This window comes from Biformimicrobium ophioploci (genome assembly GCF_030270605.1).
Taxonomy (GTDB): domain Bacteria; phylum Pseudomonadota; class Gammaproteobacteria; order Pseudomonadales; family Cellvibrionaceae; genus Biformimicrobium; species Biformimicrobium ophioploci.
Window position 1 is genome coordinate 716,530 of record NZ_BSYJ01000001.1, and the last position, 23,027, is coordinate 739,556.

At 60.0% G+C, this 23,027-nt stretch carries 21 protein-coding genes; 14 read left to right on the forward strand and 7 right to left on the reverse strand.

Annotated features, from left to right (window positions below):
* Positions 1-28: 28 nt before the first annotated feature.
* Positions 29-1,381 carry an MFS transporter gene (locus QSJ80_RS03115; protein WP_285762806.1) on the reverse strand — a complete coding sequence of 451 codons (1,353 nt, stop codon included), beginning with the start codon at positions 1,379-1,381 and terminating at the stop codon, positions 29-31.
* Positions 1,382-1,516: 135 nt separating this feature from the next.
* Here QSJ80_RS03115 and QSJ80_RS03120 point away from each other — a divergent pair, with 135 nt between their 5' ends.
* The 12 genes from QSJ80_RS03120 to QSJ80_RS03175 all read left to right on the forward strand — a co-directional run bounded on the left by QSJ80_RS03120 (position 1,517) and on the right by QSJ80_RS03175 (position 14,168).
* Positions 1,517-3,265, forward strand: coding sequence for a carbon-nitrogen hydrolase family protein (locus QSJ80_RS03120; protein ID WP_285762807.1), 1,749 nt, complete (start codon positions 1,517-1,519; stop codon positions 3,263-3,265).
* 115 nt (positions 3,266-3,380) lie between these two features.
* Positions 3,381-4,127, forward strand: coding sequence for a hypothetical protein (locus QSJ80_RS03125; protein WP_285762808.1), 747 nt, complete (start codon positions 3,381-3,383; stop codon positions 4,125-4,127).
* Positions 4,128-4,237: 110 nt separating this feature from the next.
* On the forward strand, positions 4,238-5,509 hold the full coding sequence (locus QSJ80_RS03130; protein ID WP_285762809.1) for an acyl-CoA dehydrogenase family protein: 1,272 nt from the start codon (positions 4,238-4,240) through the stop codon (positions 5,507-5,509).
* A 15-nt stretch (positions 5,510-5,524) separates the two neighbouring features.
* Positions 5,525-6,967, forward strand: coding sequence for an aldehyde dehydrogenase family protein (locus tag QSJ80_RS03135; RefSeq protein ID WP_285762810.1), 1,443 nt, complete (start codon positions 5,525-5,527; stop codon positions 6,965-6,967).
* Positions 6,967-7,821, forward strand: a complete 855-nt coding sequence (locus QSJ80_RS03140; RefSeq protein ID WP_285762811.1) for an alpha/beta fold hydrolase — start codon at positions 6,967-6,969, stop codon at positions 7,819-7,821. The genes QSJ80_RS03135 and QSJ80_RS03140 overlap by 1 nt, the downstream gene beginning before the upstream one ends.
* 21 nt (positions 7,822-7,842) lie before the next feature.
* The gene (locus QSJ80_RS03145) at positions 7,843-8,466 is read left to right on the forward strand and encodes an isochorismatase family protein (protein WP_285762812.1); all 624 of its coding nucleotides are present in this window, start codon (positions 7,843-7,845) and stop codon (positions 8,464-8,466) included.
* Positions 8,467-8,503: 37 nt separating this feature from the next.
* On the forward strand, positions 8,504-9,718 hold the full coding sequence (locus tag QSJ80_RS03150; RefSeq protein ID WP_285762813.1) for an FAD-dependent oxidoreductase: 1,215 nt from the start codon (positions 8,504-8,506) through the stop codon (positions 9,716-9,718).
* A 51-nt stretch (positions 9,719-9,769) separates the two neighbouring features.
* The gene (locus QSJ80_RS03155) at positions 9,770-10,603 is read left to right on the forward strand and encodes a maleate cis-trans isomerase family protein (protein ID WP_285762814.1); all 834 of its coding nucleotides are present in this window, start codon (positions 9,770-9,772) and stop codon (positions 10,601-10,603) included.
* A gap of 54 nt (positions 10,604-10,657) precedes the next feature.
* Positions 10,658-11,434: a maleate cis-trans isomerase family protein gene (locus tag QSJ80_RS03160; RefSeq protein ID WP_285762815.1), complete on the forward strand. Its 777-nt coding sequence runs from the start codon at positions 10,658-10,660 to the stop codon at positions 11,432-11,434.
* 22 nt (positions 11,435-11,456) lie between these two features.
* Positions 11,457-12,656, forward strand: coding sequence for a CaiB/BaiF CoA transferase family protein (locus QSJ80_RS03165; protein WP_285762816.1), 1,200 nt, complete (start codon positions 11,457-11,459; stop codon positions 12,654-12,656).
* Positions 12,646-13,575 carry a hydroxymethylglutaryl-CoA lyase gene (locus QSJ80_RS03170; protein ID WP_285762817.1) on the forward strand — a complete coding sequence of 310 codons (930 nt, stop codon included), beginning with the start codon at positions 12,646-12,648 and terminating at the stop codon, positions 13,573-13,575. The genes QSJ80_RS03165 and QSJ80_RS03170 overlap by 11 nt, the downstream gene beginning before the upstream one ends.
* Positions 13,576-13,679: 104 nt before the next feature.
* Entirely contained in the window at positions 13,680-14,168 is a 489-nt protein-coding gene (locus QSJ80_RS03175) for a DUF2141 domain-containing protein (RefSeq protein WP_285762818.1), read from the forward strand.
* Here QSJ80_RS03175 and QSJ80_RS03180 read toward each other — a convergent pair whose 3' ends face one another.
* The 5 genes from QSJ80_RS03180 to QSJ80_RS03200 form a co-directional block, all read right to left on the reverse strand.
* Positions 14,169-15,641: an aldehyde dehydrogenase family protein gene (locus QSJ80_RS03180; RefSeq protein WP_285762819.1), complete on the reverse strand. Its 1,473-nt coding sequence runs from the start codon at positions 15,639-15,641 to the stop codon at positions 14,169-14,171.
* A gap of 6 nt (positions 15,642-15,647) precedes the next feature.
* Positions 15,648-16,526: an isocitrate lyase/PEP mutase family protein gene (locus QSJ80_RS03185; RefSeq protein ID WP_285762820.1), complete on the reverse strand. Its 879-nt coding sequence runs from the start codon at positions 16,524-16,526 to the stop codon at positions 15,648-15,650.
* 12 nt (positions 16,527-16,538) lie between these two features.
* Positions 16,539-17,369 (reverse strand): hypothetical protein, encoded by an 831-nt coding sequence (locus QSJ80_RS03190; RefSeq protein WP_285762821.1) that lies wholly within the window; start codon positions 17,367-17,369, stop codon positions 16,539-16,541.
* Positions 17,370-17,469: 100 nt separating this feature from the next.
* Positions 17,470-18,783, reverse strand: coding sequence for an MFS transporter (locus QSJ80_RS03195; RefSeq protein WP_285762822.1), 1,314 nt, complete (start codon positions 18,781-18,783; stop codon positions 17,470-17,472).
* Positions 18,784-18,839: 56 nt separating this feature from the next.
* Positions 18,840-19,652: an SDR family NAD(P)-dependent oxidoreductase gene (locus QSJ80_RS03200; protein ID WP_285762823.1), complete on the reverse strand. Its 813-nt coding sequence runs from the start codon at positions 19,650-19,652 to the stop codon at positions 18,840-18,842.
* A 136-nt stretch (positions 19,653-19,788) separates the two neighbouring features.
* On the opposite strand from QSJ80_RS03200, the gene QSJ80_RS03205 reads away from it, so the two are divergent.
* A complete protein-coding gene (locus QSJ80_RS03205; protein WP_285762824.1) occupies positions 19,789-21,474 on the forward strand; it encodes a nitrilase-related carbon-nitrogen hydrolase in 1,686 nt (561 codons plus the stop codon).
* Between the two features lie 88 nt (positions 21,475-21,562).
* Entirely contained in the window at positions 21,563-22,237 is a 675-nt protein-coding gene (locus tag QSJ80_RS03210; protein ID WP_285762825.1) for a hypothetical protein, read from the forward strand.
* On the opposite strand, the gene QSJ80_RS03215 is transcribed toward QSJ80_RS03210, so the two are convergent.
* Complete coding sequence (locus QSJ80_RS03215; protein WP_285762826.1) at positions 22,234-23,016, reverse strand: GntR family transcriptional regulator; 783 nt, start codon at positions 23,014-23,016, stop codon at positions 22,234-22,236. The genes QSJ80_RS03210 and QSJ80_RS03215 overlap by 4 nt on opposite strands.
* Positions 23,017-23,027 lie beyond the last annotated feature (11 nt).

Genomic DNA, 23,027 nt, shown 5'->3' on the forward strand with positions numbered 1-23,027 from the left:
AAAGGATGCCGGTTTTTTTATATCTGCATCATGCGCCGGCTGGGGACTCCGCAGCGCTCTGTGCAGGGCCGTTGGCTGAGGCCTCTGCCAGAGGCTGCACACTTTTGCCGGTCAGAATTGACCAGCCCATCACCAGCACCGCCACCCCGGCAAAGAATACAAACGGGCCGGACGGGCGCCAGTGGTCGAAGAGGTAGCCGCCCACCACACTGGCCACGAGGATACCCACCGCACCGCTCAGGGTGAAGAATCCGATCACTGCGCCTCGGTGTGCTTTTGGTGCCTGCTGGGCCACCAGTACGCCGCTGGTGATGACACAGCTGATCTCGCCGAGGCCGATCAACACCGCGCACAGGATCATGCCCGGGGCAAACGGATCGGTGATGAAAAAGGTTGAACCGTAGCCGACGGCAGAAACCGCGAGGGATATGGTAAGGGCTTTTACACGGTCAATGCGGTCCGCCAGTATGCCGAACAGCGGTGCTCCCAAAAGCGCGCAACCCTGTGCAATACCCACAATCATGCCTGCCTTTGCAAGTGCGTCAGCGCGGCTCAGGCCCATTTCCGCAGTGCCATGGTTGGTAACCCACAGGGTAAAGAAGGTGCCGACAATCATCAGGTTGCCGCGCGCTACGAACGAAGCGCCGTAGGCCAGTGCGATTCCTGGATCGCGCGCAGCGCGCAGGCCGTTACTGGCGATCGCCAGGATGGATTCGCTGTGCTCGCTGCTGCTGCGCGCTGTGCCGTTCTTCAGGCCTGCGAGCATAAGTATGCCGGTCAGGAAGGCAATTATCGCGACTACGGTGTATGTCTGGATACCGGCTTCCTGGGCACTGGCGCCGCCGTTTTGCAATATGGCGGGAATCTGTAGCAGCAGGAATACGCTGATCATGGCGCCGATGCCGTTCATCACACCCTGCAGCCCGGTCGCGCGGCCACGGCTCTCGTCCTGAACATAATCAGCGATCAGCGCGACGATGGTGGTGGTCACTGCGGCGAGACCCACAGAATAGAACAGGCGCACGAACAGCAGCTCCTGGATATCGCGCGCGTGCGGGTAAAGGGCGATGCCCGCCGACATAATGATGAAGCCGAATGCGGTAACCGGCCTGCGCCCGAACCGGTCTGATAGTGGGCCAAATACCGCAACCGCAATGATGATGGTGATTTCGGCCCAGAAGTTCAGCAGTCCGCTGACCATGCCGTGGCGCTCTTGCTCGATCCCCAGGAATTCTGTCAGCAGGAACGGCTGGCTCTGCGGGATAAAGGACGCGAACATGATGGTCGCGAGGCAGGCAAAGTAAAACGTGAGCAGGTTGCGCACACTGACGCCTGCCTCGGGGTTGAGGCCCAGAAATCTGCGCCCGGTTGAATTGGTCATATCGACAGCCCCTATGGAGTGGAATTTGCACAATGGCCCCGGAGCCATTCTATTTGGAAACCGGAGCAAATGATATATTGTTAGTGTTTTATAACAAATGCTGCTGCGCAGCGCCGCAAGGGAGTCAAATCAATAATGAAAGACAGGAAGATTCGCGTTGCCGCAGCGCAGTTTTCGGTGGGCACCGATGTAGAGGCCAACCTCGCGACAACGCTACGCATGCTGGACCAGGCAGCAGAGGTTGCGCCAGATCTGGTGGTGTTACCAGAGTTCTGCAACCACCTTTCCTGGTATGACAACCAGGAACACTGTGCCGCGGTGTCTGTCCCGCTGGACGGGCCTTTCCTGAAGGCGGTCGCTGCAAAAGCCCGCGCACTGTCAATTTACGTTGTTATCAACTGCACCGTGTTGCGCAAGGGGGGCAGCGTTACCGGCTCCAGCCTGCTGTATTCCCCGCAAGGAGAGCTGCTGGCCGATAACACCAAGCAGATCTATATTGGCCACGAAAATGATTTCCTGACCCCGGCACAGGCGCCGGCTCCGGTCGTCGAAACACCGCTGGGCCGGCTGGGGCTCTATAGCTGCATGGATGGCGTTATCAATGAACCGCCGCGTACGCTGGCCCTGCGCGGCGCCCAAATCCTGTGTAACAGCCTCAACTCCTTTGCCAGTGACGAGGGCTCCCTGCATGTGCCAGTGCGCGCACCGGAGAACCGCGTTTTCATCGTCGCGGCGAACAAGGTGGGTCCGCTGGTGCCTGAGCCATTGCTGGAACCGGTCAGCCAGGCCACGGGTATTCCCGAGAAATTCCTGCATGGCGCGGGTGAAAGCCAGATTGTTGCCCCGGACGGTACGGTGCTCGCCTGCGCTTCGTGTGATCAGGAGCAGGTGGTGTATGCCGATATCGATGTCGCGCAGGCCGACAGCAAACTGCGCGCAGACGGCACTGATGTGTTTGCCAGCCGCCGACCGGATCTTTACCGGCCTATCTGCGAGAACCCGCAGCAGCAATCCTATCCGGCATGGCGCGCTGCCGACACTTTGCAGGCCGCATTACTGACGCCCGGCGCTGGCGGCCCCGATGGTTTGCGCGAGTCCGCCGCGCTGCTGAGCGATGCGCTCGGTCAGGGTGCGTTGCTGGCAGCGCTGCCGCCATTACTTTCCTCTCAGGAAATCGCCGAAGACCTGGACGCTGCACTGCTGTTTGCCCGGGAGGTCGTGAGTACCCTGAGCGCATGTCTTGGAAAGAACCAGTGTGTTGCCACTTCACTGCCCCAGCGCAGCGAAGATGGGCGTACGCAGAACTGCGCGCTATTGATCGGGTCTGATGGTGTGCTGCTGTCCCAGCCGCAGGTGCATCGCAGCGCCCGTTGCGCCTGGTCGGCCAGTGGCAGCGGTTTTCAGTCCCTCGCCTTGCCTTTTGGGCGCGTCGCGGTGCTGACTTCCGATGACAGTATTTACCCGGAAACTTTCCGTTTGCTTGCGTTGCAGGGCGTTGACACGGTGGTGGTACCGCTTGAGCCGCTGGAGCGCTGGGAACTGCAGACCGGTCTGGTGGAGCGCGCCGCCGAGAACCGGATCAACCTGCTGGCGCCAGTGATCAATTCCGCTGGTGCGGCATTCGGGCATGGTCTCGCCGCGTCGCTGCAGCGTGATTTCACGGTGATGACAGCGTGGCAGGAGCGTCCGTTTGACGGCTTGTTGAGCCAGCCTGAACTGACGCGTCCTGCCGTCGGCGAGCACCTCACACTCGTTACGCTCTATCCCGCCGCGGCGCAAAACAAAGAGGTTTCGCGTAACACCGACCTGGTACGGAATCGTCCCTGGCACCTCAGTGGCGTCATTGCTGAATTGGCGAATGGCACCGTTACCGAGCCGGCCTGAGCGCCCGCCTGATTCAGGCAGCCGCGCTACCCTGCGTGGCTTATTGAGTTTTATCAATGTCGAGCCATGGGAATGCCCGACAATTCAAATTAGCAAAAGCACACCGGAGCCAGTTATGGGCACGAATTCGCTTCCACAGGCACTTGCAGAAAAGACCCGCAACCGGGTTGTCGAGTCCCTAGGGCTTTCAGAAGTGGCCGCCGAGGACGGCGGCCCCTACATGACCCTCAACAGTCATGCGCCGATGGCGCAGGGCAAGGTCGGCGAGGTGCGTCTGTATCGGGGTGGCCCTCTCCAACAGATGGTGACCTGTTCGATCGTGGTACCGCAGATCGGGCTCGACTCCCACATGCTGTTCGCCTTCACCCCGGCGGAAAGCGGCGTGCCGCATTTCACCCTCGACTCGGTTGGTGCCGGTGGCCACTGGGCGTTCCACCTCGACCTGATTCCACGCGTCGACCTGGGTGCGAACCTCGCCTACATGGACGAGGTATTCACCCCGCTTACCGATGCCTGCAAGGCCGGGCGCACCATCGATGGGCTGGGTGAGGCGCAGCTGGACCCGCGCCAGCTGGCGATCATGTCGCCTTGGATGCTTGCACATCGCGCCAGCGAGGCGGCCTTCGAAAATATCGGGCCAACCGTTAATGCCTACCTCGAGCACTGGCTTGAATTGTTGCAAACCGGCGTCAGTGAGCGGGCGCTTGAGGATTCTGACAGTGCCGCGCTGGCGCATCGGGATGTGCGAAACCGCGCCATCATATTCAGCCCGGAGGTGGATAAAGTCTGGGACCAGATTGGTGGGCTGATCGGTGCGGAAAGCGGTGTGGCATTGCGTGAACTGCTAAAGAGCTGCGCATAGAAAATCCAGAGAGCGGTAGTGAGGTAGCAAACTGGCAGAGAGAGGTTGGTTGCCAGGGATAGGGGCATGGCTATTGGCCTCAACAGGTTGGAATAAACCGGAGACAAGACATGAAGCTCACAGGTGAGATCCTGCTGGAAGACATGAATGATGCCGAGCGCGCTCGTGCCGAGCTGGTGGAGCAGGTGCTGCCGGCGCTCCGGGAGGCGGCACGGGAAGTGGATGCCAGCGCCCAGTTTCATATGCCCCATGTACAGCGCTTCAGCGAAGCGGGGCTGCTCGGGCTGGTAATTCCTACCGCGTACGGCGGACTCGGTGGTGGCCTTAGAGACCTGGCCGCAGCCTGCTTCGCGATCGGTTCTGCCTGTCCCTCTACAGCGCTGGCGTTTTTCTTTCACTGCAGCGCGGCCTCGCGTGGCCTGTTGGCAATGGAGGCCCTTGAGGCGGGACTGTTTGATACGGACGAGGCGAAAATTGTGCGCCGCTTTGCCGAACGGGTGTTGTATGGAATGGGCCGCGATGGCTACTGGTTTGCGAACTTTGCCAGTGAGTCGGTCAAGTCAGAAAAGGCTGCTGTTACCATCAGTACCCGCGCGCAGAAAGTGGACGGCGGTTTTCTGCTGAACGGCATCAAATCCTTTGGAACGGGAACCGGGGTCGCAGATAAATATCTGGTCACCGCCAGCCTCGAGGGTTACGAAACCGCCGAAGGCCTCTGTACATTCTTTGTGGATCGCGACGGCGAAGGCGTTCGCGCGCGCGCACCGTGGGATGCGATCGGCATGCGCGGTACCAGTTCTGGCGGCATCGTGTTGGAAAACTATTTTGTGCCTGAAGACAAGGCGCTGGCCCTGCCCGGTGCCTTTACCCGCTGCATGCAGATGAGTCGCGGCAGCTTCGTCGGCAACCAGATGGCGGCGGTGTGTGGTTATGCAGGTGCAGCACACACGGCCTACCAGTCTGTGCTGAAGCATCTGTCGGAAAAGAAATTTGCCGATACCGGCAAGCCCATCGGTACTGCGGCCTACCAGCAGGAACTGATTGGCAAGATGATGGTGGACCTGCAGACTGCGCTGCTGTGGCTGCGACGCCAGTTGCAGCTCGAATCGAGCGAACCGCCGATTGCACCCAAGCAGGAGGTCATCAAGCAGTGGCGCTTGTGTAAAGGTGTTGTTGCCGAGTGCGGTTTCAATATTGCCACCAATGCGCTCAAGGCCAGCGGTACCTCCGGTACCATGGGCGATCCGGCACGCTATCTGCGTGAACTGACCATGGGCATCGTGCAGGCATTCCCGGCAGAGCGTGGCCGCCTGATGGCTGCGCAGATGGAAATTGAGGGCGCCGAACAAAACCTGTTTGGTGTCGCAGAGAAAACCGATTGAGTAATGAGCCCTCCTATGTCTTTTGTGGCGATGCTGATTGGTGGTAACTGGGTCGAGGCGGCGAGTGGATCCCGCTTTGCGGTAACGGCGCCGGAGACGGGAGCCTTGTTGGCCGAAGTGCCACGTGCGGGAGCGACCGACGTACATCGCTCCGTTGAAGCTGCCCGCCAGGGTTTCATGGACTGGTATCGGCTGACCCCGGCGCAGCGAGAGGCGGCATTGTTGCGCGCAGCCGAAATCGTCGCCGCAGAGGGTGAGCAGCGTTTCCTCGATACCCTGATTGATGAAAGCGGCTCCGCGATTCGCAAGGCGCGTATGGAGATCGCCTATACGGTCGACCTGTTACGTACAGCTGCCGGCGAGTCCCGGCGCCTTTATGGCGAAACCTTTCCCAATGACGACCCGCAACGAATCTCGATGGTGGTGCGTGAACCGCTCGGTGTGGTTGCGGTGGTTTCACCCTATAACGCCCCTCTTTCCCTGCTGGCAAAAATGTGTGCTTTCCCGCTGGCTGCGGGGAACAGCATCGTGATCAAGCCCTCAGAAGAAACGCCCCTGACAGCACTGGCGTTTGGTCGCCTGCTGCTGGACGCTGGTATGCCGCCCGCCACGGTCAACATTGTGACGGGCTATGGCGGTGAATGTGGCGCAGAGCTGGTCAATCATCCTGATGTGCGTTGTATTGCCCTGACCGGCTCCACCGCGACCGGCATCCAGGTGGGACAGTCTGCGCTCACAAAAATGCGCAGGATGCAGCTCGAGCTCGGTGGCAAAAGCGCCATGCTGGTGCTGGAGGATGCGGATCCGGTCCACGCTGCGAAGATCGCGGCACAGGGTATCTTTACCCATGCCGGCCAGATTTGTATGGCCAACTCCCGCATCGTCGTGGCGAACCGAGTTTATGATGAATTTGTACAGGCGCTGAAAGCGGAAGCGGAGAGCCTGCACCTGGGCGATCTGCGTGACGAACGAACTACCTATGGCCCCCTGATCAATGCGCGAGCTGCCGAAAAAGTACTTGAACATATACGCGAAGCGGTCAGCGCTGGCGCCCGGTTATTGACCGGCGGAGAAATTCTGAAGGGGCTCGTGATCAAACCGACGGTGCTGCTGGAGGTACCGCGAGACTGCGCTGCCTGGCGCGAAGAAAGTTTTGGCCCGGTGGTGAGTGTTGTTCCAGCCGCAGACCTCGATGAAGCAATTGCCCTTGCAAATGACAGTGATTACGGGCTGTCAGCGTCGGTGCTCACCAACAACCTGCAGTGGGGCCTGCATGCGGCGCGACGCATCAAATCCGGCGCAGTGCATATCGGCATGCATGCCTTCCAGAGTAACGCGCTGGCACCAATTGGCGGGGTCGGCCTGTCCGGTGTCGGCCGCAGCGGCGGTCATTACAGTACCGAGGAGTTCACTGAGATCAAGTGGATCAGCGCCGAGGTCGGGAGCCTGCCGGTTTGATGGCATTATCGGCCGAGGGAATTCGACGCGGTTACCTGGATGCGGATTGTGGCCAGTTACATTACCGGATCTGCGGTGAGGTGTCCGCTCCGCTTTTGTTGCTCCTGCACCAGACGCCCAGTGCCTCCGAGATGTACGAGCCGATAATGGCGCGACTCGCGAAAAATTTCCTTGTTGTCGCATTGGATACCCCCGGTTTCGGCAGCAGTGATGCACTGGTGGGCGAGTTTTCCATTGCCGCTGTGGCGCGCACTATCCAGGCCGCCGTGGCGCGCGAATTCGGTGGTCCGGTTCTGGTGTTCGGTCATCACACCGGTGCGGCCATCGCGGTGCAGCTCGCGTTTGACTACCCGCAGTTTGTGCGTGCCATAGCGCTGTGCGGTCCGACTTTGTTGAGTGAACAGCAGCGCAAGCAGCTGCCCGCTACAGCGAGCCCGATTGCTTTATGTGAGTCGGGGGTCCACTGGCAAGAGATGTGGCTGCGACTGAGAAACAAGGATTTTGATGCGCCGCTTTCGCTCAGTATGCGGGAAACCCTGTTGGCATTTAAATGTGGTAGTGCATACCAGGATTCCTACTGCGCCGTGGTGGAGCAGGATACGGCTGCCCAGATGCGCGCGATTGAATGCCCGGTATTGCTCTTTGCCGGTGATCGCGACCCGTTATTGGCAAGTGTTGCACAGAGTGCGCAGCTGCTCAGGAATAGTCATGTCGCGACAATTCCGGCATCGGCCGGTACCTATATCTGCGAAACACAGGCAGATACGGTAGCAGAGCTATTGAACAGCTATTTTCAAAAAATTGATGGGCCTGTTGAAAGTGAAGCCGCATTGGCTGGACTGTCATCGCACTAGCAAAAGGATACTGGTAGCTCTATGGATCTGCAGAGAAACAGTGTGGGCCTGGGCCAGCGGCCGGCCCTCTTGCTGGTGGACTTGATCAACGGATTCACCAGCGCCCGTTGCCCCCTCGGTACAGACTGTCCGGAAGTCGTTGATGCGAACCGGGTTTTATTGGACAGATTCCGCTCGCTGGGACTGCCGGTCTTTTTTACCACTGTGGTCTATCGAGCGCGGGAGCAGGCGCGGGTGTTTCGTGCCCGCATCAACCACCTCAATCTCTTGACCCCGGGTTCGGAGTGGGTGCAGGTAGATCCACGCCTGCAGCCTTTACCGGGTGAACATTTGATAGAAAAGCAGTGGGCCAGCAGTTTTTTTGCAACAGACCTCTACAAGAGGTTGGCGGAGGCAAATGTCGATTCACTGATGGTAACCGGTTTGACGACCAGTGGCTGTGTACGTGCGACAGTTGTGGATGGGCTGCAGCATGATTTTCCGGTTGTGGTGCCACGCGAGGCAGTGGGAGATCGCAATCCGGAGGCACACAGGGCCAATCTGTTTGATATGCATGCCAAATATGCGGATGTACTGTCACTCAATGAAACATTGAAGTTGCTGGATGCGGTCGAGCTGCACCTGGCAGGGGCGGAAAATCCGTGATAACTCGACTGATAAATAACACAACCAGAAGGGCACCATGTCAGTAAATGATCCCGTGATTATCGCCGGCGCTGGGCCCAGCGGTTGCGTGCTGGCCCTGTCCCTCGCCAAGCAGGATATCCCGGTGGTGTTGCTGGAGAAATGCAACAGCCTGCCACTGGATCTGCGCGCTTCCACTTTCCACCCGCCGTCCCTGGAAATGATCGCCGATCTCGATGAGGATGTGATCGAGCAGATGCTGGCCCGGGGCCTGCATGCGGATCGCTACCAGTATCGCGACCGCGCAACTGGTGAGGTGGCGAGTTTTGATATGGCGCAGATTGCCGACGAAACGCGCTACCCCTTTCGGCTCCAGTTGGAGCAATATGAGCTGACCCGCATGATCTGTGAGCGCCTGAAAGACTTCGAGTGTGTACAGGTCCGTTACGGCTGCGAATTCCTGAGCCATGAACAGGCTGCGGATCATGTGCTGGCAAGGGTGGGCACGGCTGCTGGAGAGGAGTCCATCCGCGGGTCCTACCTCGTGGGTGCGGAGGGCGCGCGCAGCAACGTACGCAAGGGATCGGGTATTGGCTATATGGGTTTCACCTATGACGAGAAATTCCTCGTGGTCAGTACGGCCTTCCCGTTCGAGGAAGTCTTCGAGGACTTTTCATACGTCAACTACATCTCCGATCCGCAAGAGTGGTGTGTCATTCTTCGTACGGATAAATTGTGGCGCGTGCTGGTGCCCGTCTTTCCGGAAAGCGAAGCGGACGAGGCCTACTACCTGTCCGACGAATTCGTGCAGTCACGCCTGAACAGGATCCACGATCGCGGTGGCGACTACGACATACATCATCGCAGTATCTATGCGGTAAACCAGCGTGTTGCGGAAACCTATTATCAGGGGCGTGTACTGCTGGTGGGTGATGCTTGCCATATCAATAACCCGCTTGGCGGTATGGGCATGAATGGCGGCCTGCATGATGCATTCAACCTGGCGGATAAGCTGGTGGCGGTGATAAAGGATGGAGCGGAAGCGGAAATAGAGTTTGCGCGCTATGACCGCCAGCGTCGGGAGCTGGCGGTGCAGTTTGTGCAGAAACACACCATAGAAAACAAGAAACTGATGGAAGCTACGGATCCGGATGTGCAGCGCAGCCGCCAACGGATGTTGATGGAGACAGCATCCGATCCGGTTCGTGCGAAAGCCTTTCTGCTCGAGCGCGCCATGATCAACTGTGTTCGCGAGAGCCTGAGCGTACAGTAGAACAACTACAAATCGGCTGCTTGATTAATCAGGTCAGCGGAGGAGAAAAGCATGGACTTCCCAAAGAGCATTGACCTCGGCCGGACCCGCGAGCGGCAGCAGGTGAGCAATGGGCACCGCGATAATTACATTGGCCACAGGGCCAAGATCGGTGTGGTGATACCGTCCACCAATACTTCGGTGGAGTATGACTGCCAGCGCCTGTTGCCGCGCGGTGTCACCTGGCACACCACCCGCTTCATGATCGATCATCCTGACCTGAGTGACGATGCCAACTTCATGAAGTTTCTTGAGCGCCTGCGGGAAACTATCGGCGACTCGATTGAAAGCCTCATGACCTGCAAGCCGGACCACGTGATGATGGGCATGTCTGCGGAAACCTTCTGGGGCGGCATCAAGGGCAATGACGGCTTCGTCGATCGCATCCAGGAAATGGTGGGAGAGGATACCGGGCTGACGACTGGCGCCAACGCGGTGATCTCCGCCCTGGAAGCACTTGGTGTGCCGGAACAATCCGGAAAGACACTCTCCATCATCACGCCCTACCAGCCGGTAGGCGATAAGAATGTACGCCTGTTTTTTGAAGACGCCGGCTACCGTATCAAGCATCTGGTGGGACTGCGCTGTGCCAACGCGCACGATGCCATCGCGCTGGTGCCGGAACCGCAGGTGCTGGATATCGTGCGGGAAATCGACGGTGATGATGTGGATGCGATTGTCCAGGTCGGCACCAACCTGTCCACACTCGGGGTTTTCCCGGCTATGGAAAAGATGCTGCAGAAGCCTGTACTGCCGATCAATGTTGCAACCTGCTGGCACGCGCTCAGAAGCTGCGGTGTGCATGACCGGTTCGACAATATGGGCTGGCTGCTGGAAGAGCATTGACAGGCATGGGTTGGGTCGAATAGCAGAAAAAATAAAGAGGTTCTCCCGGAGAATATGGAAAATTATCAGATTGCACGGCGCGCCCAGATCGGCGTGATCATTCCATCGACCAATACCGGTGTCGAATACGACTTGCAGCAGTTCAGGATCGATGGCGTCACCTGGCATCCTTCCCGATTCTGGATCGAACTGCGCAACTGGTCTGATGAAGTCAATCGCAGTGGTGATGACGAAAACACAGTTTTCGAGCGTTTCCTCGACATCATGCGTGGCGAGATCCCGGTGTCCATCCGCAACGTGCTTTCCGCCAGGGTAAATCACATCATGCTGGGGATGTCGGCCGAAACCTTCTGGGGCGGGCTCGAGGGAAATATCGCGTTCGAGCGTGAAATTCGCGAACAGATTGGGTCGCTCGGCCTGACTACCGGTGCGACGGCGACCAAGGATGCCCTGCACTGTTTCGGCGCCAAACGCATTTCGGTGATCACACCCTATCCGGAGGTAGGGGATGCGAATGTACGTCGCTTTTTCTCTGACATCGGATTTGAGGTGGTGCACGTCAAGGGCCTAAATCGCCCTTCCGCAACGGCCATTGCGGAGACCCGGATCCAGGATGTACTTGACGGGATTCGCGAGATAGACGGTGATGATGTCGATGCAATCATCCAGTGTGGCACCAACCTATCGACCCTGGATATTTTCCCTACGTTGGAACACTGGCTACAGAAACCGTTGATACCGATCAATGTTGCCACCATGTGGCATGCGCTGCGCGCGTGCGGTATTGAAGATAGGGTTTCCGGCAAGGGCCGCCTGCTGGAAGAATTTTAACAGAGTATAAACAGGTACGACCATGCACAAAGCATTGCAAGGCATCAGAATTCTTGACCTGACCCATATGCTGTCGGGCCCGTACGGTGCCATGATCCTCGCGGACCTTGGTGCAGACATGATCAAGGTTGAGCCACTCGCCGGTGAGGGTACACGCAAACTGCTGGCGAATGATCCGGAAAATTCCATCGACGGCTTTGGTGCTTATTTCCTGACTCTGAATCGCAATAAGCGCAGTGTCGCACTGAACCTGAAAAGTGAACGCGGTCGACAGGCATTCTATGACCTGGTGCGGCAGGCCGATGTGGTGATCAGCAATTTTGGCCCGGGTGTGCCCGAGCGCCTCGGTATCGATTACGAAACGCTGAGTGAGATCAACCCGCGCATCATTACCTGCTGCGTTTCCGGTTTTGGTTCGGATGGCCCGGGCGCCCGGCGTCCCGCTTTTGACCAGGTGGCGCAGGCCTATGGCGGCGGCATGTCGATTACCGGTGACGACCCGGCTAACCCGGTGCGTGCGGGTATCCCGATCGGTGACCTGGGTGGGGGCATGTTCGCAGTAATGGGGATTCTCGCCGCTATCACGGAGCGCGCCACCAGCGGCCGCGGCCAGCATGTGGATATCTCCATGGTGGACTGCCAGATTTCCATGCTGAACTACATGGCCACCATGCACTTCCTCAGTGGCAAGAACCCCTACCCGATTGGCAACGCCCACTTTGTGCATGTGCCTTACAACAGCTATGCGACATCCGACGGCTTCATCATCATCGCGGTAATTACCGATAACTTCTGGCAGAACCTCAAGCCCGTGGTGCAGGTTGCGGAGTTCAATGACCCGAAATATGACGGCCAGCCCGGCCGCTTCGCGGATAAGGGTTTCATTGATGCGAAGCTTGCGGAGGTCTTCGCAGGCGACACCACCGATGCCTGGCTGGAAAAACTTGAGCAGCAGCGCATACCCTGTGCGCCAATCAATAACCTGGAACAGGCGCTGAATGATCCACAGGTATTGCACCGCAATATGGTCGTGGAAATTGCGCACCCGGATGGCAAGACCACGCGCGCACCTGGCAACCCGATCAAGCTATCGCGCACCCACGAGGATGTTTTTTCGCCGGCGCCTCACATCGGCCAGCATACCGATGAAGTGCTGAGCGAACTTTGTGGCTATACCAGTGCAGATATCGCCGCGCTGAAGGAAGGTGGCGATGCTGCCTGACCAGCGTGAGAAGGTGTATATCAACGATGTGGGGCCGCGCGATGGGCTGCAGAACCAGGCGAGCGTCCTGTCGGTCGAAGCGCGCATAAAACTGATTGAAGCGCTGGTCGATGCCGGTGTGAAGTCTATCGAGGCTGGTGCATTCGTATCACCCAAAGCTGTACCGGCCATGGCCGGTACAGAACAGGTACTCGGCGGCGTGCCTGCCGGCGCAGGGGTGGATTACCAGGTGCTGATCCCGAACCTGCGCGGCTACGAGCTGGCCCGCGCGGCCGGTGCCAGTACCGTATTACTGGTGATCTGCGCCACCGAAACCATGAATGCACGTAATGTACGGCTGAGTGTGGACGAGTCCCTGCAGCAGGCAGCGGTCATATTACGGGCGGCGCAGGCCGACGGTATCCGCGCGATCGCCTGTGTGGCAGTGGCCTGGGAATGTCCCTTTGAGGGCAGAACCAATCCGGCTGCGGTGATGGAGCTGAGCGGTCGGCTGCTGGCTTTTGGCGCTGATCAGGTTGTGATTGCCGATACCATTGGTGCAGCCAACCCGCGCGCGGTGTATAAATTGATGGCTGACCTTGCGCGGGACTACGGCGCATCACGCCTCGCATGCCACTTTCACGATACCCGGGCGATGGGCATGGCCAATGCCTATGCCGCACTGGACGCGGGGATCCGTCATTTTGACAGCTCCGTGGGTGGCATTGGTGGTTGCCCGTTTGCACCGGGTGCGACCGGCAATATTGCCACCGAAGACCTGATCATGATGCTCGAGCAGATGGGATTGGATACCGGTATCAACCTGCCCGTGCTAATGGATGCCGGCAAGCTGGCGGGTGAATTACTGGGCGTAGAGACCGGTGGGCGCGCGGCTGCCTGGCGGCGCCTGCAGCGCGAAAAGGAAGAGGCTTTGGTTTAGTCGGAATGACACACTCGATGTCATTGGAAGCGGAATTTTCGATTCCAAGGGAGACACCAGGGAAACACCAGGGAGACACCAGGGAGACACAAGGGAGACAACAGATGAGCAAGCGGAAGAATTTGTGGCACTTGCTGGCATTCATGGTAGCGGGGGCCTTTATGTCGGCACCTTCGGCCTGGGCCGACAAGATGGAAGGCGCGGAAGAGAAGCAGGCTGTTGAGACATCCAAAGTCAGCCTGAACGTAACCAATATCCAGTCCAGTGTTGGTCGTATCTATGTCTCGGTCTACGACTCCAAGGATACTTTTCTCAGTGAGACAAAGGTCTATGCCGAAAATTTTGGCCTGGAAAACCTGCAGGATGGCAGCCTGGTCATTGAACTGAGTCTGCCGCAGGGGCGTTACGCGATCGCGGTACACCACGATGACAATGCCAATGGCGAAATGGATAGCAACTTTATTGGCATTCCCAAAGAGCCGGTGGGTTTTTCCAACGGCCATGTGCCCCGTTTCGGTCCACCGAAGTTTGCCAAGGCTGCGATCGATATTACCTCTGCAGAGGTGGAGGAAAAGGTCACGCTGATCGATTGATCAGCGTCCCCCGAGTGGGTCCTGCGGTGATACGCCAATTACGCGTGCACCGGTAAAGAACTCGATGGACTGGGCGTGGCCTTCCTCGCCCAGCCCCGACAATCCCCAGGCACTGCGTGGCGCACCCTCGCCGATACTGAGCAGGCTGTATCCATTGATCTTCACGCCGCCGGTGCGCATACGGCGTGCAAACGCAAAAGCCCGCTCCAGGTTCCCACTGTAAACATAGCCGGCAAGGCCCAGCTCGGTGCCATTGGCCAGCGCCAGTGCCTCATCGTCATCGGAGAAACTGTGCACCGTGGCAACCGGGCCGAAAATTTCTTCCCGCGTATCGCGCGGTTCGCAGCCGTCGACCAGTGTCGGTGCCACAAAATACCCGGGCAGCTGCGGCAGTGCGGTACTGCAGAGCAGTTCGCCGCCACAGCGGCGCAGGCGTTCGATATCCTGAAGGACCTGCTCATAGTGGTCGCCGTGCACCAGCGGCCCCATATCGCTTTCTTCGTCCAGCGAGTGACCGAGCCGGATATCCGCCAGTATTGCGAGTACCCGTTCCAGCAGCGCCTGCTTCACTGATTTGTGCACCAGCAGGCGGCCGAGCGCGCGACACCACTGGCCATTGAGGTTAGTGAGGCCGTAAGCGATACCGGTTGCAGCCTTGTCGAGATCGGCATCCTCGAATACCACCAGCTGGTTGTTCCCGCCCAGCTCCAGCTGTGTGGGTACGAAGTCATCTGCGCACAGGCGCGCGATGGCGCGCCCGCCCGCCAGTCCGCCGGTGAAGGAGACTGCCTTGATACAGGGTGCCTCGATCATCTGCCGGGCGATGCTGCGGTCCCCTACAGTCAACTGGAATATACCGGGGGGCAGACCGGCGCGATCGATGGCACGCGCCATCATGACGGCCGAATGAGGGGTAAATTCCGAAGGCTTGAGAATGCAGGGGGCCCCGGCTGCAAGTGCACTCGCGACCTTGTGTGAACCGATGGCTGTGGGCCCGTTCCAGGGCGCGATCAACAGTGCCGGTCCCCAGGGGCGGCGCAGGTACTCCACGTCGCCGCATGGGCCCGGCAGGCGCTGGTCAAGATGGCCCTCGCGCAGATAGGCTGCGGCGCCGCGAAACACCATCGGCAGTAACCTGGCCATCTTGCGCGTTGTGCGGATGATGGCACCGGACGTAAGGCTGTCTGCCTGGCTGATGGTGTCTGCAACACCGTCGGCTTCGAGTTCTGTGGCGATACGGTCCAGCCACTCTGCCCGCTCGCTCGCGCTGGTTTCCTCCCACAAGCGCGCCTGGTGTACGCGTTCCGCTGCGGCCAGGGCGGCACCCACCTGTTCGGCGCTGGCCGCGGCGCGCACTTGCAGCGGCTCGCCGCTATTGGCGTCGTGCAGTTGTTGCCCGCGGCTGTTCGCCGGCGTGGAAAACTCGCCGTCGATATAATTCTGCAGTTCAGGAAGCTGGAATTCACCGCCCATAAAATCCTATCGCTTTTCTGGTTGGAATCTGACGCCGGCTGCGAGCAGTTCATCGGCGCCGAGCAGGTCGTTGATTGCAGCGAGGTCGACCATATTTTTGCGCAGGCTTTCCACCTGGCCGTCGCGGTGCAGGCATTGCAGCAGGTGCTGCGCTGCGGGCACGAAAAGGTGCAGCAGCGAGGCCGGGAACAGGGCGATGCGGTAATCCAGTTCGCCCATTTCGGCTGCGCACTTTACCGGTGAGTTGCCCCCCTCGACCAGGTTGTGCACCAGCGGGATACGCTTGCCGAAGCGTGCGCCGATAGCCTGCATTTGATCCAGAGTTTGTGGCGCCTCTATAAAGAGTGCATCGGCGCCGGCTTCCAGGTAAAGCTCCGCACGTTCCATGGCATCCTCGAAACCGTTGACGCCGAGGGCATCCGTGCGTGCAATCAGGAAGGTATCTTCGTGCTGGCGTGCATCCAGTGCCGCATGGATCTTGCCAACCATTTCTGCCGGGCTGATGACCTGTTTGCCGCGCATATGACCGCAGCGCTTCGGCATCAGCTGGTCTTCCATCTGCAGTGCCGAAGCGCCGGCGCGCTCGAAGGTGCGTACAGTGCGCTGCACGTTCAGTGCATTGCCGAAACCCGTATCCATGTCGACAATCAGTGGCATTGCGGTGCGCTCGCGAATCACCGCGACAGTCTCACTGACCTCGGCAGCGCTGACCAGGCCCATGTCGGGGCGGCCGAAGCGCGCAAAAGAAACGCAGGCACCGGATACAAATGCGGCTTCGAATCCGGCCAGTTCCACCAGTCGCGCGCTCAGGCCGTCGTAGATGCCCGGCGCGCTGAGCACGGTATTGCGTTGCAGCAGTTGCCGAAGAGTCGCTTGCACCGACATACGGGCGGCCCCTTACTCGACCATTGCCTTTTCGCTACGCTCCTCGGCACAGAGGATACGCACGAGACGGTCTGCCAGCGGCTTGCCAACCAGGCGCTCTGCTATGGGGTTGGCAGGGTCCAGGTGCACGATATTGCGGCGTACCAGGGTGTCGCGCTGCTTCAGGCGTGCGCGCGCCTCCGGGTCGGCCAGCGGGGCGGCGTTGCGCACCAGCTCCAGCCAGTAGTCAACATAAGCATGAACTTTTGGTTCTACCTTTTCGCGGTAGAAATCCAGCGGCACCACGCCGGCGAGGGCCAGTGGGGACAGGCTGGAACGGATGAACGGCATTGCCGGAACCAGTGGCTTGATACCAGCTTCGAACAGTTCCTGCTGCAGTTCCATGTAGATATCATTCAGTGGTGCCATGTACTTCTGCAGATAGTCCGGTTGACTCAGTACTTCGCAGCGCGGCATGGGATCGACATAGAAAAACGCATCCGGCAGCGTGCCGAAGGCCATACCCAGGTTGGGTACGTCGATCGAGTCATCGAGGTACACCGTCAGGTGGATGTTGGTGAAGGTATTCTGCGGGCGGCCGATATTTGAGTGGATCACCCAGTCCACAGGCGACAGGTCTCCGGTAAAGGTACGAATGCGGCCTACCGCATTGCCATCCAGGTCGCTGAACTCCCGGATGTCCGCACAACGCATGTCTTCTTGCAGGGAAAGCGCGCTGCTGACCTTTTTCCATATCGCATCGCGGGTGGCCAGCACTGCGGCAAAGGTGGCGCTGGTATCGAGCTTGTCGTCGCCGTCGAGGTGGGCCACGAATTCCTTGGAAAGGTTCTGCTTCGCTTCCATGTTCTAGTCTCTCGATTGTTAGTTATCGATTGTTGTTTATCGATCGTTTTTAACGACAGTTGCCTGCCAGGTTCTTACTGACAGGATTCGGCCACAAGCCTCAAGCCGGCACACCAACGGAATCCCGGCCTTCCCCGAGGCGTTTCCGCAGCCACAGGCTCCACAGGAATACCGCCAGGTTCAGTATGCCAAAAAGCACGAAGGGTGCACTGGGCGCGATCTTGGCAAACAGTATGCCGCCGCCGGAGGTGCCCACCAGGATGCCGAAGGCCCCGGCTACCCCGAACAGGCCGATGGTCGCGCCGCGACACTGCTCCGGGGCCTGCTGGCCCACCAGTGCCTGGCTGCTGACGAAGGCACTGATTTCTGCGATACCCATTACGAACAGCAGGCCAATCACCCAGCCTGCGGTCGGGTCAGAAATGGCAAATACCGCTCCGTAAACCACAGCCGCCAGGCCGCTGGCAATGGCCACGGCTGTGACGCGGCTGACCCTGTCGGCGATCTGCCCCATGAGCAGCGCGCCGATCAGTGCGCCGCCCACGACCGCGAGGGTGCGAGGCACCGCCAGCTGGAACATGGCTTCGCTCGCAGTCATGCCGAGCTCGCGGGTACCGTACTGCACCAGCCACAGCGAAATGAAGGCGCCGGTCACTGCCAGGTCACCGCGGGAAATAAAGGCTGCACCGTAGGAGAGCGCTGTTTGCGGGTCGCGCGCTGTGCGCAGGCCCTCGGTCAGGATCTGGCGAATGGATTCGCGGGTCTCTCTCGCCTTGCGCATCGCACCGGGCGCCAGGCCGTACAGGGCCACGACCGCGGCACCCAGGCCCAGTGCTCCACCGATGGCAAAGGTCCACTGCTGCGCCGCCAGCTCATCGTAGCCGTTTGCGGTAAACACCCTCGGCAGGGTAGCGAGCAATGGTGGAATGAAGGCGCCCAGGGTGGCGGCCATGGCCTGCATGCCATTGGCGCGGCCGCGCGAGGATTCTTCGGCGTAGTCTGCGACAACCGTCACCATCATGCCGATCATTGCGGCACTGCCCACTGCGACCAGCAGCCGAAATAGCACCAGCTGGGTGATCGATTGCGCATGCGGGTAAAGTGCAAACGCTGCACCGGTCAGGGCAAGGCCAAAAACATAAACCGGGCGGCGGCCAATGCGGTCAGAAAGGGCGCCGGCCGTACCCAGCAGCAGGATGAATACCAGTTCCTGCAGGGCACTCAGGTAGCCGGTCAGCAGTGCCTGGGTGTCCTGGGCGATGCCCATCACATGCAACAGGCCGGGCTGCAGTACCGCCAGTGCGCCGGCATATCCGGAAGAAATAAATACAGCGAACAGGTAGGTGGCAAAGTGACGTCGGGCTATTTGTGGTGCCAGGGTGACGCCGAGCCAGGATTTATTCGTTGTTATCATTATTGTCGCCTTGTGTTTATGCCTGTGCTGCCTGTACTGAAGGAGTGGCAAGCACTTTAAAGTCCGTGCCGCGCAAACTGGTCTTCGCGAGCCCGGAACAGCCCGGCGAACATGCGCATGCCGATTCTGGAGCCGGTCAGCCAGCGGATCTTGGTGCCGCTGCGCTGGCATTCAAGGATTCGCCGGGCCAGGAATGGCGCCACCGTATCTACCTGATCCACCAGCTTGTTCATGAATTTGCGAGAACGCGCGAACCTGGCTGGATTTTCCCGCGCCTCGCGCACCACGGCTTCGGTAACGACCATGCCCGGCCGAATTTTGCCGACCACAATGCCGGAATCCTGCAGCTCTTTCTGCAGTGCATCGGTGAAGTAGTCCAGTGCGCGCTTGGTGCTGCCATAGATGCCCATACCCGGGAAGTGCTCGCCGTCGCTACCGCCGCCCAGCATATTGAATATCTTGCCGCCCTGAGTCTGGCCTTTCCGGGGCGCGCGCATGCCGGTCGCCGCCACGCGACAGCCGTTAATGGTGCCCTGGATATTGGTGGCGAGCATAGACTCGATCTCTTCCTGCGGCGTGTCGCAGATAGACCAGCCGGTGCGGGCGAGGCCGGCGTTGTTGATCCAGATATCGACGGGCCCGAATGTCTCTTCGGCGAAATCCCACAGCAGCTGTACCTGGCGCATGACGCTGGTGTCGCAGGCGATGCCGGCACACCGCTCGGCCGGGGCCTGTAAGCGCTCGAGCGCGGTGCGTACCGACAGGTCGCTGCGACCGCTGATCGTTACTGTGTGGCCGGCATCCAGGAACGCCCTGGCAAGGCCGAAACCGATGCCTTTGGTACTGCCGGTAATGACGATATTGGCCATGCTCACCCCGCGCGACTGTGGTACCTGCAGACTCAGGTATCCGGAATAGGCTGAAGTGTAATAAAGTTATATCAATAGTACAATTCGCCGATCACTTTGGATTGACGTATATCAAACCGGGGAAAATCCATTGGAAATGTTGAGAGTCGCCGCGCTGCAATTTGCCACCGGCAGCTGTGCGGAAGAAAACCTGGCCACCTGCCTGCGCATGATCGATGCAGCCGCGGTGCAGGGCGCAAAGCTGCTGGTACTGCCGGAATTCTGTAATCATATTTCCTGGTATCGTGACCAGGCACACGCCTGGCAGGAAGCTCTGGAACCGGAGGGCGGATTCCTGCAGGCGATTGCCGCGCGCGCCCTGCGCCACCGCATACATATCCTGATCAACGTTTCCCTGCGCCGCCGGCACCCGGCCATCAGTGTCACTTCCATTCTCTACGGCCCCGATGGCACGTGCCTCGGAGAAGCCGACAAGCAGGGCCTGATGGGGCATGAGAACGATTTCTTTGTGCCGGCCAAGGAGGCCGGGAAGGTAATCGATACCGGTATTGGCCGCATCGGGATCTTCGCCTGCCGTGACGGCATCAGCTTCGAGCCGGCGCGGCGCCTGGCGCTTATGGGGGCAGACCTGTTGTGCAACTCCCTCAATTCGTTCGCGTTTGATGAGGCCAGCCTTCATGTGCCGGCGCGGGCTGCGGAGAATCGCCTGTACCTGGTGGCGGCGAACAAGGTGGGGCCGCTGGTGCCGGGAGAGGAGCTGGGCATGGTCAGCAGGTTGACCGCCATTCCACAGGCGCTGTTGTACGGTGCGGGTGAGAGCCAGGTGGTACAGCCGGATGGCCGTGCGCTCAGACGGGCGCCGCGCGCACAGGAGGCGGTGCTGATTGCGGACCTGCCGCCAGCCGCGGAACGGCGCCGCCTGCGGGGTGCAGGCTTGTTGCCACGGCGCCCCGAGATTTACCGGTCGCTCTTGCAGGCGCCGCTGCAGGCCAATGGCGAAAGCGCAACGCGCACAGCAGAAGCGATCGAAGTGGCGCTGGTGCGTCCGCTGGGAGAGGGCCGCGCAGCACTGGCGCATGTGGAAGAACTTCTGCAGCAGTTGCCGGCGAGTACGCAGCTGGCGTTGCTGCCAGAGCGTTTTGCGCAGACTGGTGAACATCCGGTTGCGGCTGCGGTGATTCGTGAGCGCCTGCAGGCCATCTGTCAGGCGCGGAATCTACAGGTCTGCACCAGCCTGGTGGAAGGCGATGCTCACGTGGGGGTGTTGCTGGATGGCAGCGGGGTACGCCTGCAGCAGCCGCAATTGCATGTCGAGCGGGGCTGCGGCGACGCACTGCTGACAGCAGAACTGGAGTGGGGCCGCGTTGCGATACTGGTGGGTGACGACTGCCTTTCCCCGGAGCTGGCGAAGATGGCGGCGCTGGCCGGTGCCCACTGCCTGTTGCTGCCGTGCGCGGCGCCGGACACTCGTGTGGCCCGGGGAGCCGCCAATGGCACGCTGGACCTGGCGCTGCTGCTCGCGGCCCGGGCCGCGGAGAATCGCCTGTGTCTCGCTGCGTGTGCGGGTTCCGCCGAAGGCATGTTGGCAACACTGGAGCGCGAGTTCACCCTGATGTCGCCGTGGCCGTCGCGTCGATTTGACGGCAATATCAATGCGCCGCTGCGTACGCCGCAATCCGGTGAAACTACCCTCCAGGTCCTGCATCCGCGAGCGGCAGAGAACAAAATGATCTCCGCCAATACGGATCTACTGCGCGATCGGCCGCTGCAGTCCTGTGCGGCACTGCTGCGGAGGGAAGAAGAAATTGCCTGTGCAGATTGACGCTCGCCCAAAAGATGAATGCTTGCCTGCTGTGGCCGGGTCACCGCTGGCTGGGGGGCGCTACTCATATCTGTGCGAGGGTGAACTGGTGCCGGTCAAAGAGCACTGGCAGCTGTGGCGCCAGGGGCAGGCGTTTGTGATACAGAGCGAGCGCTGGATCGAGCCGCTACAGGCCAGTATCGCAGTACAGGCGGTATTCAGGGGGCAACAGCTGCGGGTTTGCCTGACGCGTTGGCTGGAAGGCCCGGGGGGGCAGGCCAGCGCCAGTAGCCTGTACCGGGACACAGAAGGTGGCCTGTACCGCTGGCGCAGTCGCGGGCAACCGGCCAGCAGTGTGCGGAGCAGGCATGCCCATTATTTTCCGCTTTTACGTATTTTTGCCGGCTACCTGCTGACGCGGCTCGCACAAGATGGAAAAAAGGAAAGTGAGGTGCTGGTGCCGTGGATTGAGCAGCCGCAGGAACGAACGCGCCTGTTCAGTCCGGATTTTTCCCGGCGCCGGGTGAGTTTGGGTGAGAGCGGTCCCTGGCGGGGTGAAGGGGCGCAGCATGCGGACAGTGTGCTGTATCACGGCGGCCAGTATCAGGACGGCAGCCGCTACTGGCTCAACTGTGGTTTATTGCTCGGTTACGACTGGTCCCAGGCCGGGCGGCAGTGGCAGGTGCGACTTGAAGATTATCGTGGCCACTGGCCGGGTGCCGAGCTGTGGCAACAGCGGTTCGGCGTTACCGGCCGGAAGTTGGACGCTGAGCAGGCGCCCTAAATTTCATCCGCTTTCAGGTCCATCTGGTACTTGAAGCGGTCCGGGTGGTAGAGCACGTGCATATAGTCCACCAGCTTCTCGTTGCCATTGACCTTGTTGTAGGAGTAGCGGGTCAGGCTGAGCAGGGCAGCACCAACCGGGATGTCCAGTTCACGTGCGACATCCGGCGTTGCGGACTCCGCGCTCAGGGTCTGGGTCACATGGGTAATCTCGAGGCCGTGCGCGCGGAAGATCTCCAGGCGCGGGCGTGTGGCGAACTGGCGCGCGGAAATATTTTTCTTGAGGCCCGCGGTCCAGCTGACGTAGTAAGCAAACGGTGCGCCGTCGCGGAAGCGGGTGCGTTCGAGTAGCAGCGCGGTTTCACCGGCATCGAGGCCGAGCTCTTCGCGCACTTCTGCCGGCGGTTGCAAGCGCGAACAGGTGCGTACCTTTACGTCCGAGTGCCGCGCCATACTCTCGATTTCCTGCAGCATTGCGACAAGCGGTGCCTTTACCGGCTGCTGGCGGTACTCGTATGTGACATGGGTGCCCTTGCCGCGCCGGCGCTCGACCAGGTCTTCCGCGGCCAGCTCATCCATGGCGCGCTTGGCGGTAATCCGGGATACGCCGAAAGCGTCGGCCAGCTGTAATTCCGTCGGCATCTGCGCGCCGATTTCCAGGGTGCCGTTCAGGATCGCACTTTTCAGCAGGGTGTAGAGCTGAAAATACAGGGGCGTGTGGGATTCCTCACTCAGGGATTCCAGTTGTTGTTTGCTGAACAGCTTGGTCACGGCTTCCATTCGATGCATCC

Coding starts and splice junctions, on each gene's coding strand:
- QSJ80_RS03140 (WP_285762811.1), top strand. CDS start 6,967: ATGGCATTATCGGCCGAGGGAATTCGACGCGGTTACCTGGATGCGGAT.
- QSJ80_RS03170 (WP_285762817.1), top strand. CDS start 12,646: ATGCTGCCTGACCAGCGTGAGAAGGTGTATATCAACGATGTGGGGCCG.
- QSJ80_RS03180 (WP_285762819.1), bottom strand. CDS start 15,641: ATGGGCGGTGAATTCCAGCTTCCTGAACTGCAGAATTATATCGACGGC.
- QSJ80_RS03185 (WP_285762820.1), bottom strand. CDS start 16,526: ATGTCGGTGCAAGCGACTCTTCGGCAACTGCTGCAACGCAATACCGTG.
- QSJ80_RS03120 (WP_285762807.1), top strand. CDS start 1,517: ATGAAAGACAGGAAGATTCGCGTTGCCGCAGCGCAGTTTTCGGTGGGC.
- QSJ80_RS03125 (WP_285762808.1), top strand. CDS start 3,381: ATGGGCACGAATTCGCTTCCACAGGCACTTGCAGAAAAGACCCGCAAC.
- QSJ80_RS03175 (WP_285762818.1), top strand. CDS start 13,680: ATGAGCAAGCGGAAGAATTTGTGGCACTTGCTGGCATTCATGGTAGCG.
- QSJ80_RS03145 (WP_285762812.1), top strand. CDS start 7,843: ATGGATCTGCAGAGAAACAGTGTGGGCCTGGGCCAGCGGCCGGCCCTC.
- QSJ80_RS03200 (WP_285762823.1), bottom strand. CDS start 19,652: ATGGCCAATATCGTCATTACCGGCAGTACCAAAGGCATCGGTTTCGGC.
- QSJ80_RS03195 (WP_285762822.1), bottom strand. CDS start 18,783: ATGATAACAACGAATAAATCCTGGCTCGGCGTCACCCTGGCACCACAA.
- QSJ80_RS03165 (WP_285762816.1), top strand. CDS start 11,457: ATGCACAAAGCATTGCAAGGCATCAGAATTCTTGACCTGACCCATATG.
- QSJ80_RS03190 (WP_285762821.1), bottom strand. CDS start 17,369: ATGGAAGCGAAGCAGAACCTTTCCAAGGAATTCGTGGCCCACCTCGAC.
- QSJ80_RS03150 (WP_285762813.1), top strand. CDS start 8,504: ATGTCAGTAAATGATCCCGTGATTATCGCCGGCGCTGGGCCCAGCGGT.
- QSJ80_RS03115 (WP_285762806.1), bottom strand. CDS start 1,381: ATGACCAATTCAACCGGGCGCAGATTTCTGGGCCTCAACCCCGAGGCA.
- QSJ80_RS03215 (WP_285762826.1), bottom strand. CDS start 23,016: ATGGAAGCCGTGACCAAGCTGTTCAGCAAACAACAACTGGAATCCCTG.
- QSJ80_RS03160 (WP_285762815.1), top strand. CDS start 10,658: ATGGAAAATTATCAGATTGCACGGCGCGCCCAGATCGGCGTGATCATT.
- QSJ80_RS03155 (WP_285762814.1), top strand. CDS start 9,770: ATGGACTTCCCAAAGAGCATTGACCTCGGCCGGACCCGCGAGCGGCAG.
- QSJ80_RS03130 (WP_285762809.1), top strand. CDS start 4,238: ATGAAGCTCACAGGTGAGATCCTGCTGGAAGACATGAATGATGCCGAG.
- QSJ80_RS03205 (WP_285762824.1), top strand. CDS start 19,789: ATGTTGAGAGTCGCCGCGCTGCAATTTGCCACCGGCAGCTGTGCGGAA.
- QSJ80_RS03135 (WP_285762810.1), top strand. CDS start 5,525: ATGTCTTTTGTGGCGATGCTGATTGGTGGTAACTGGGTCGAGGCGGCG.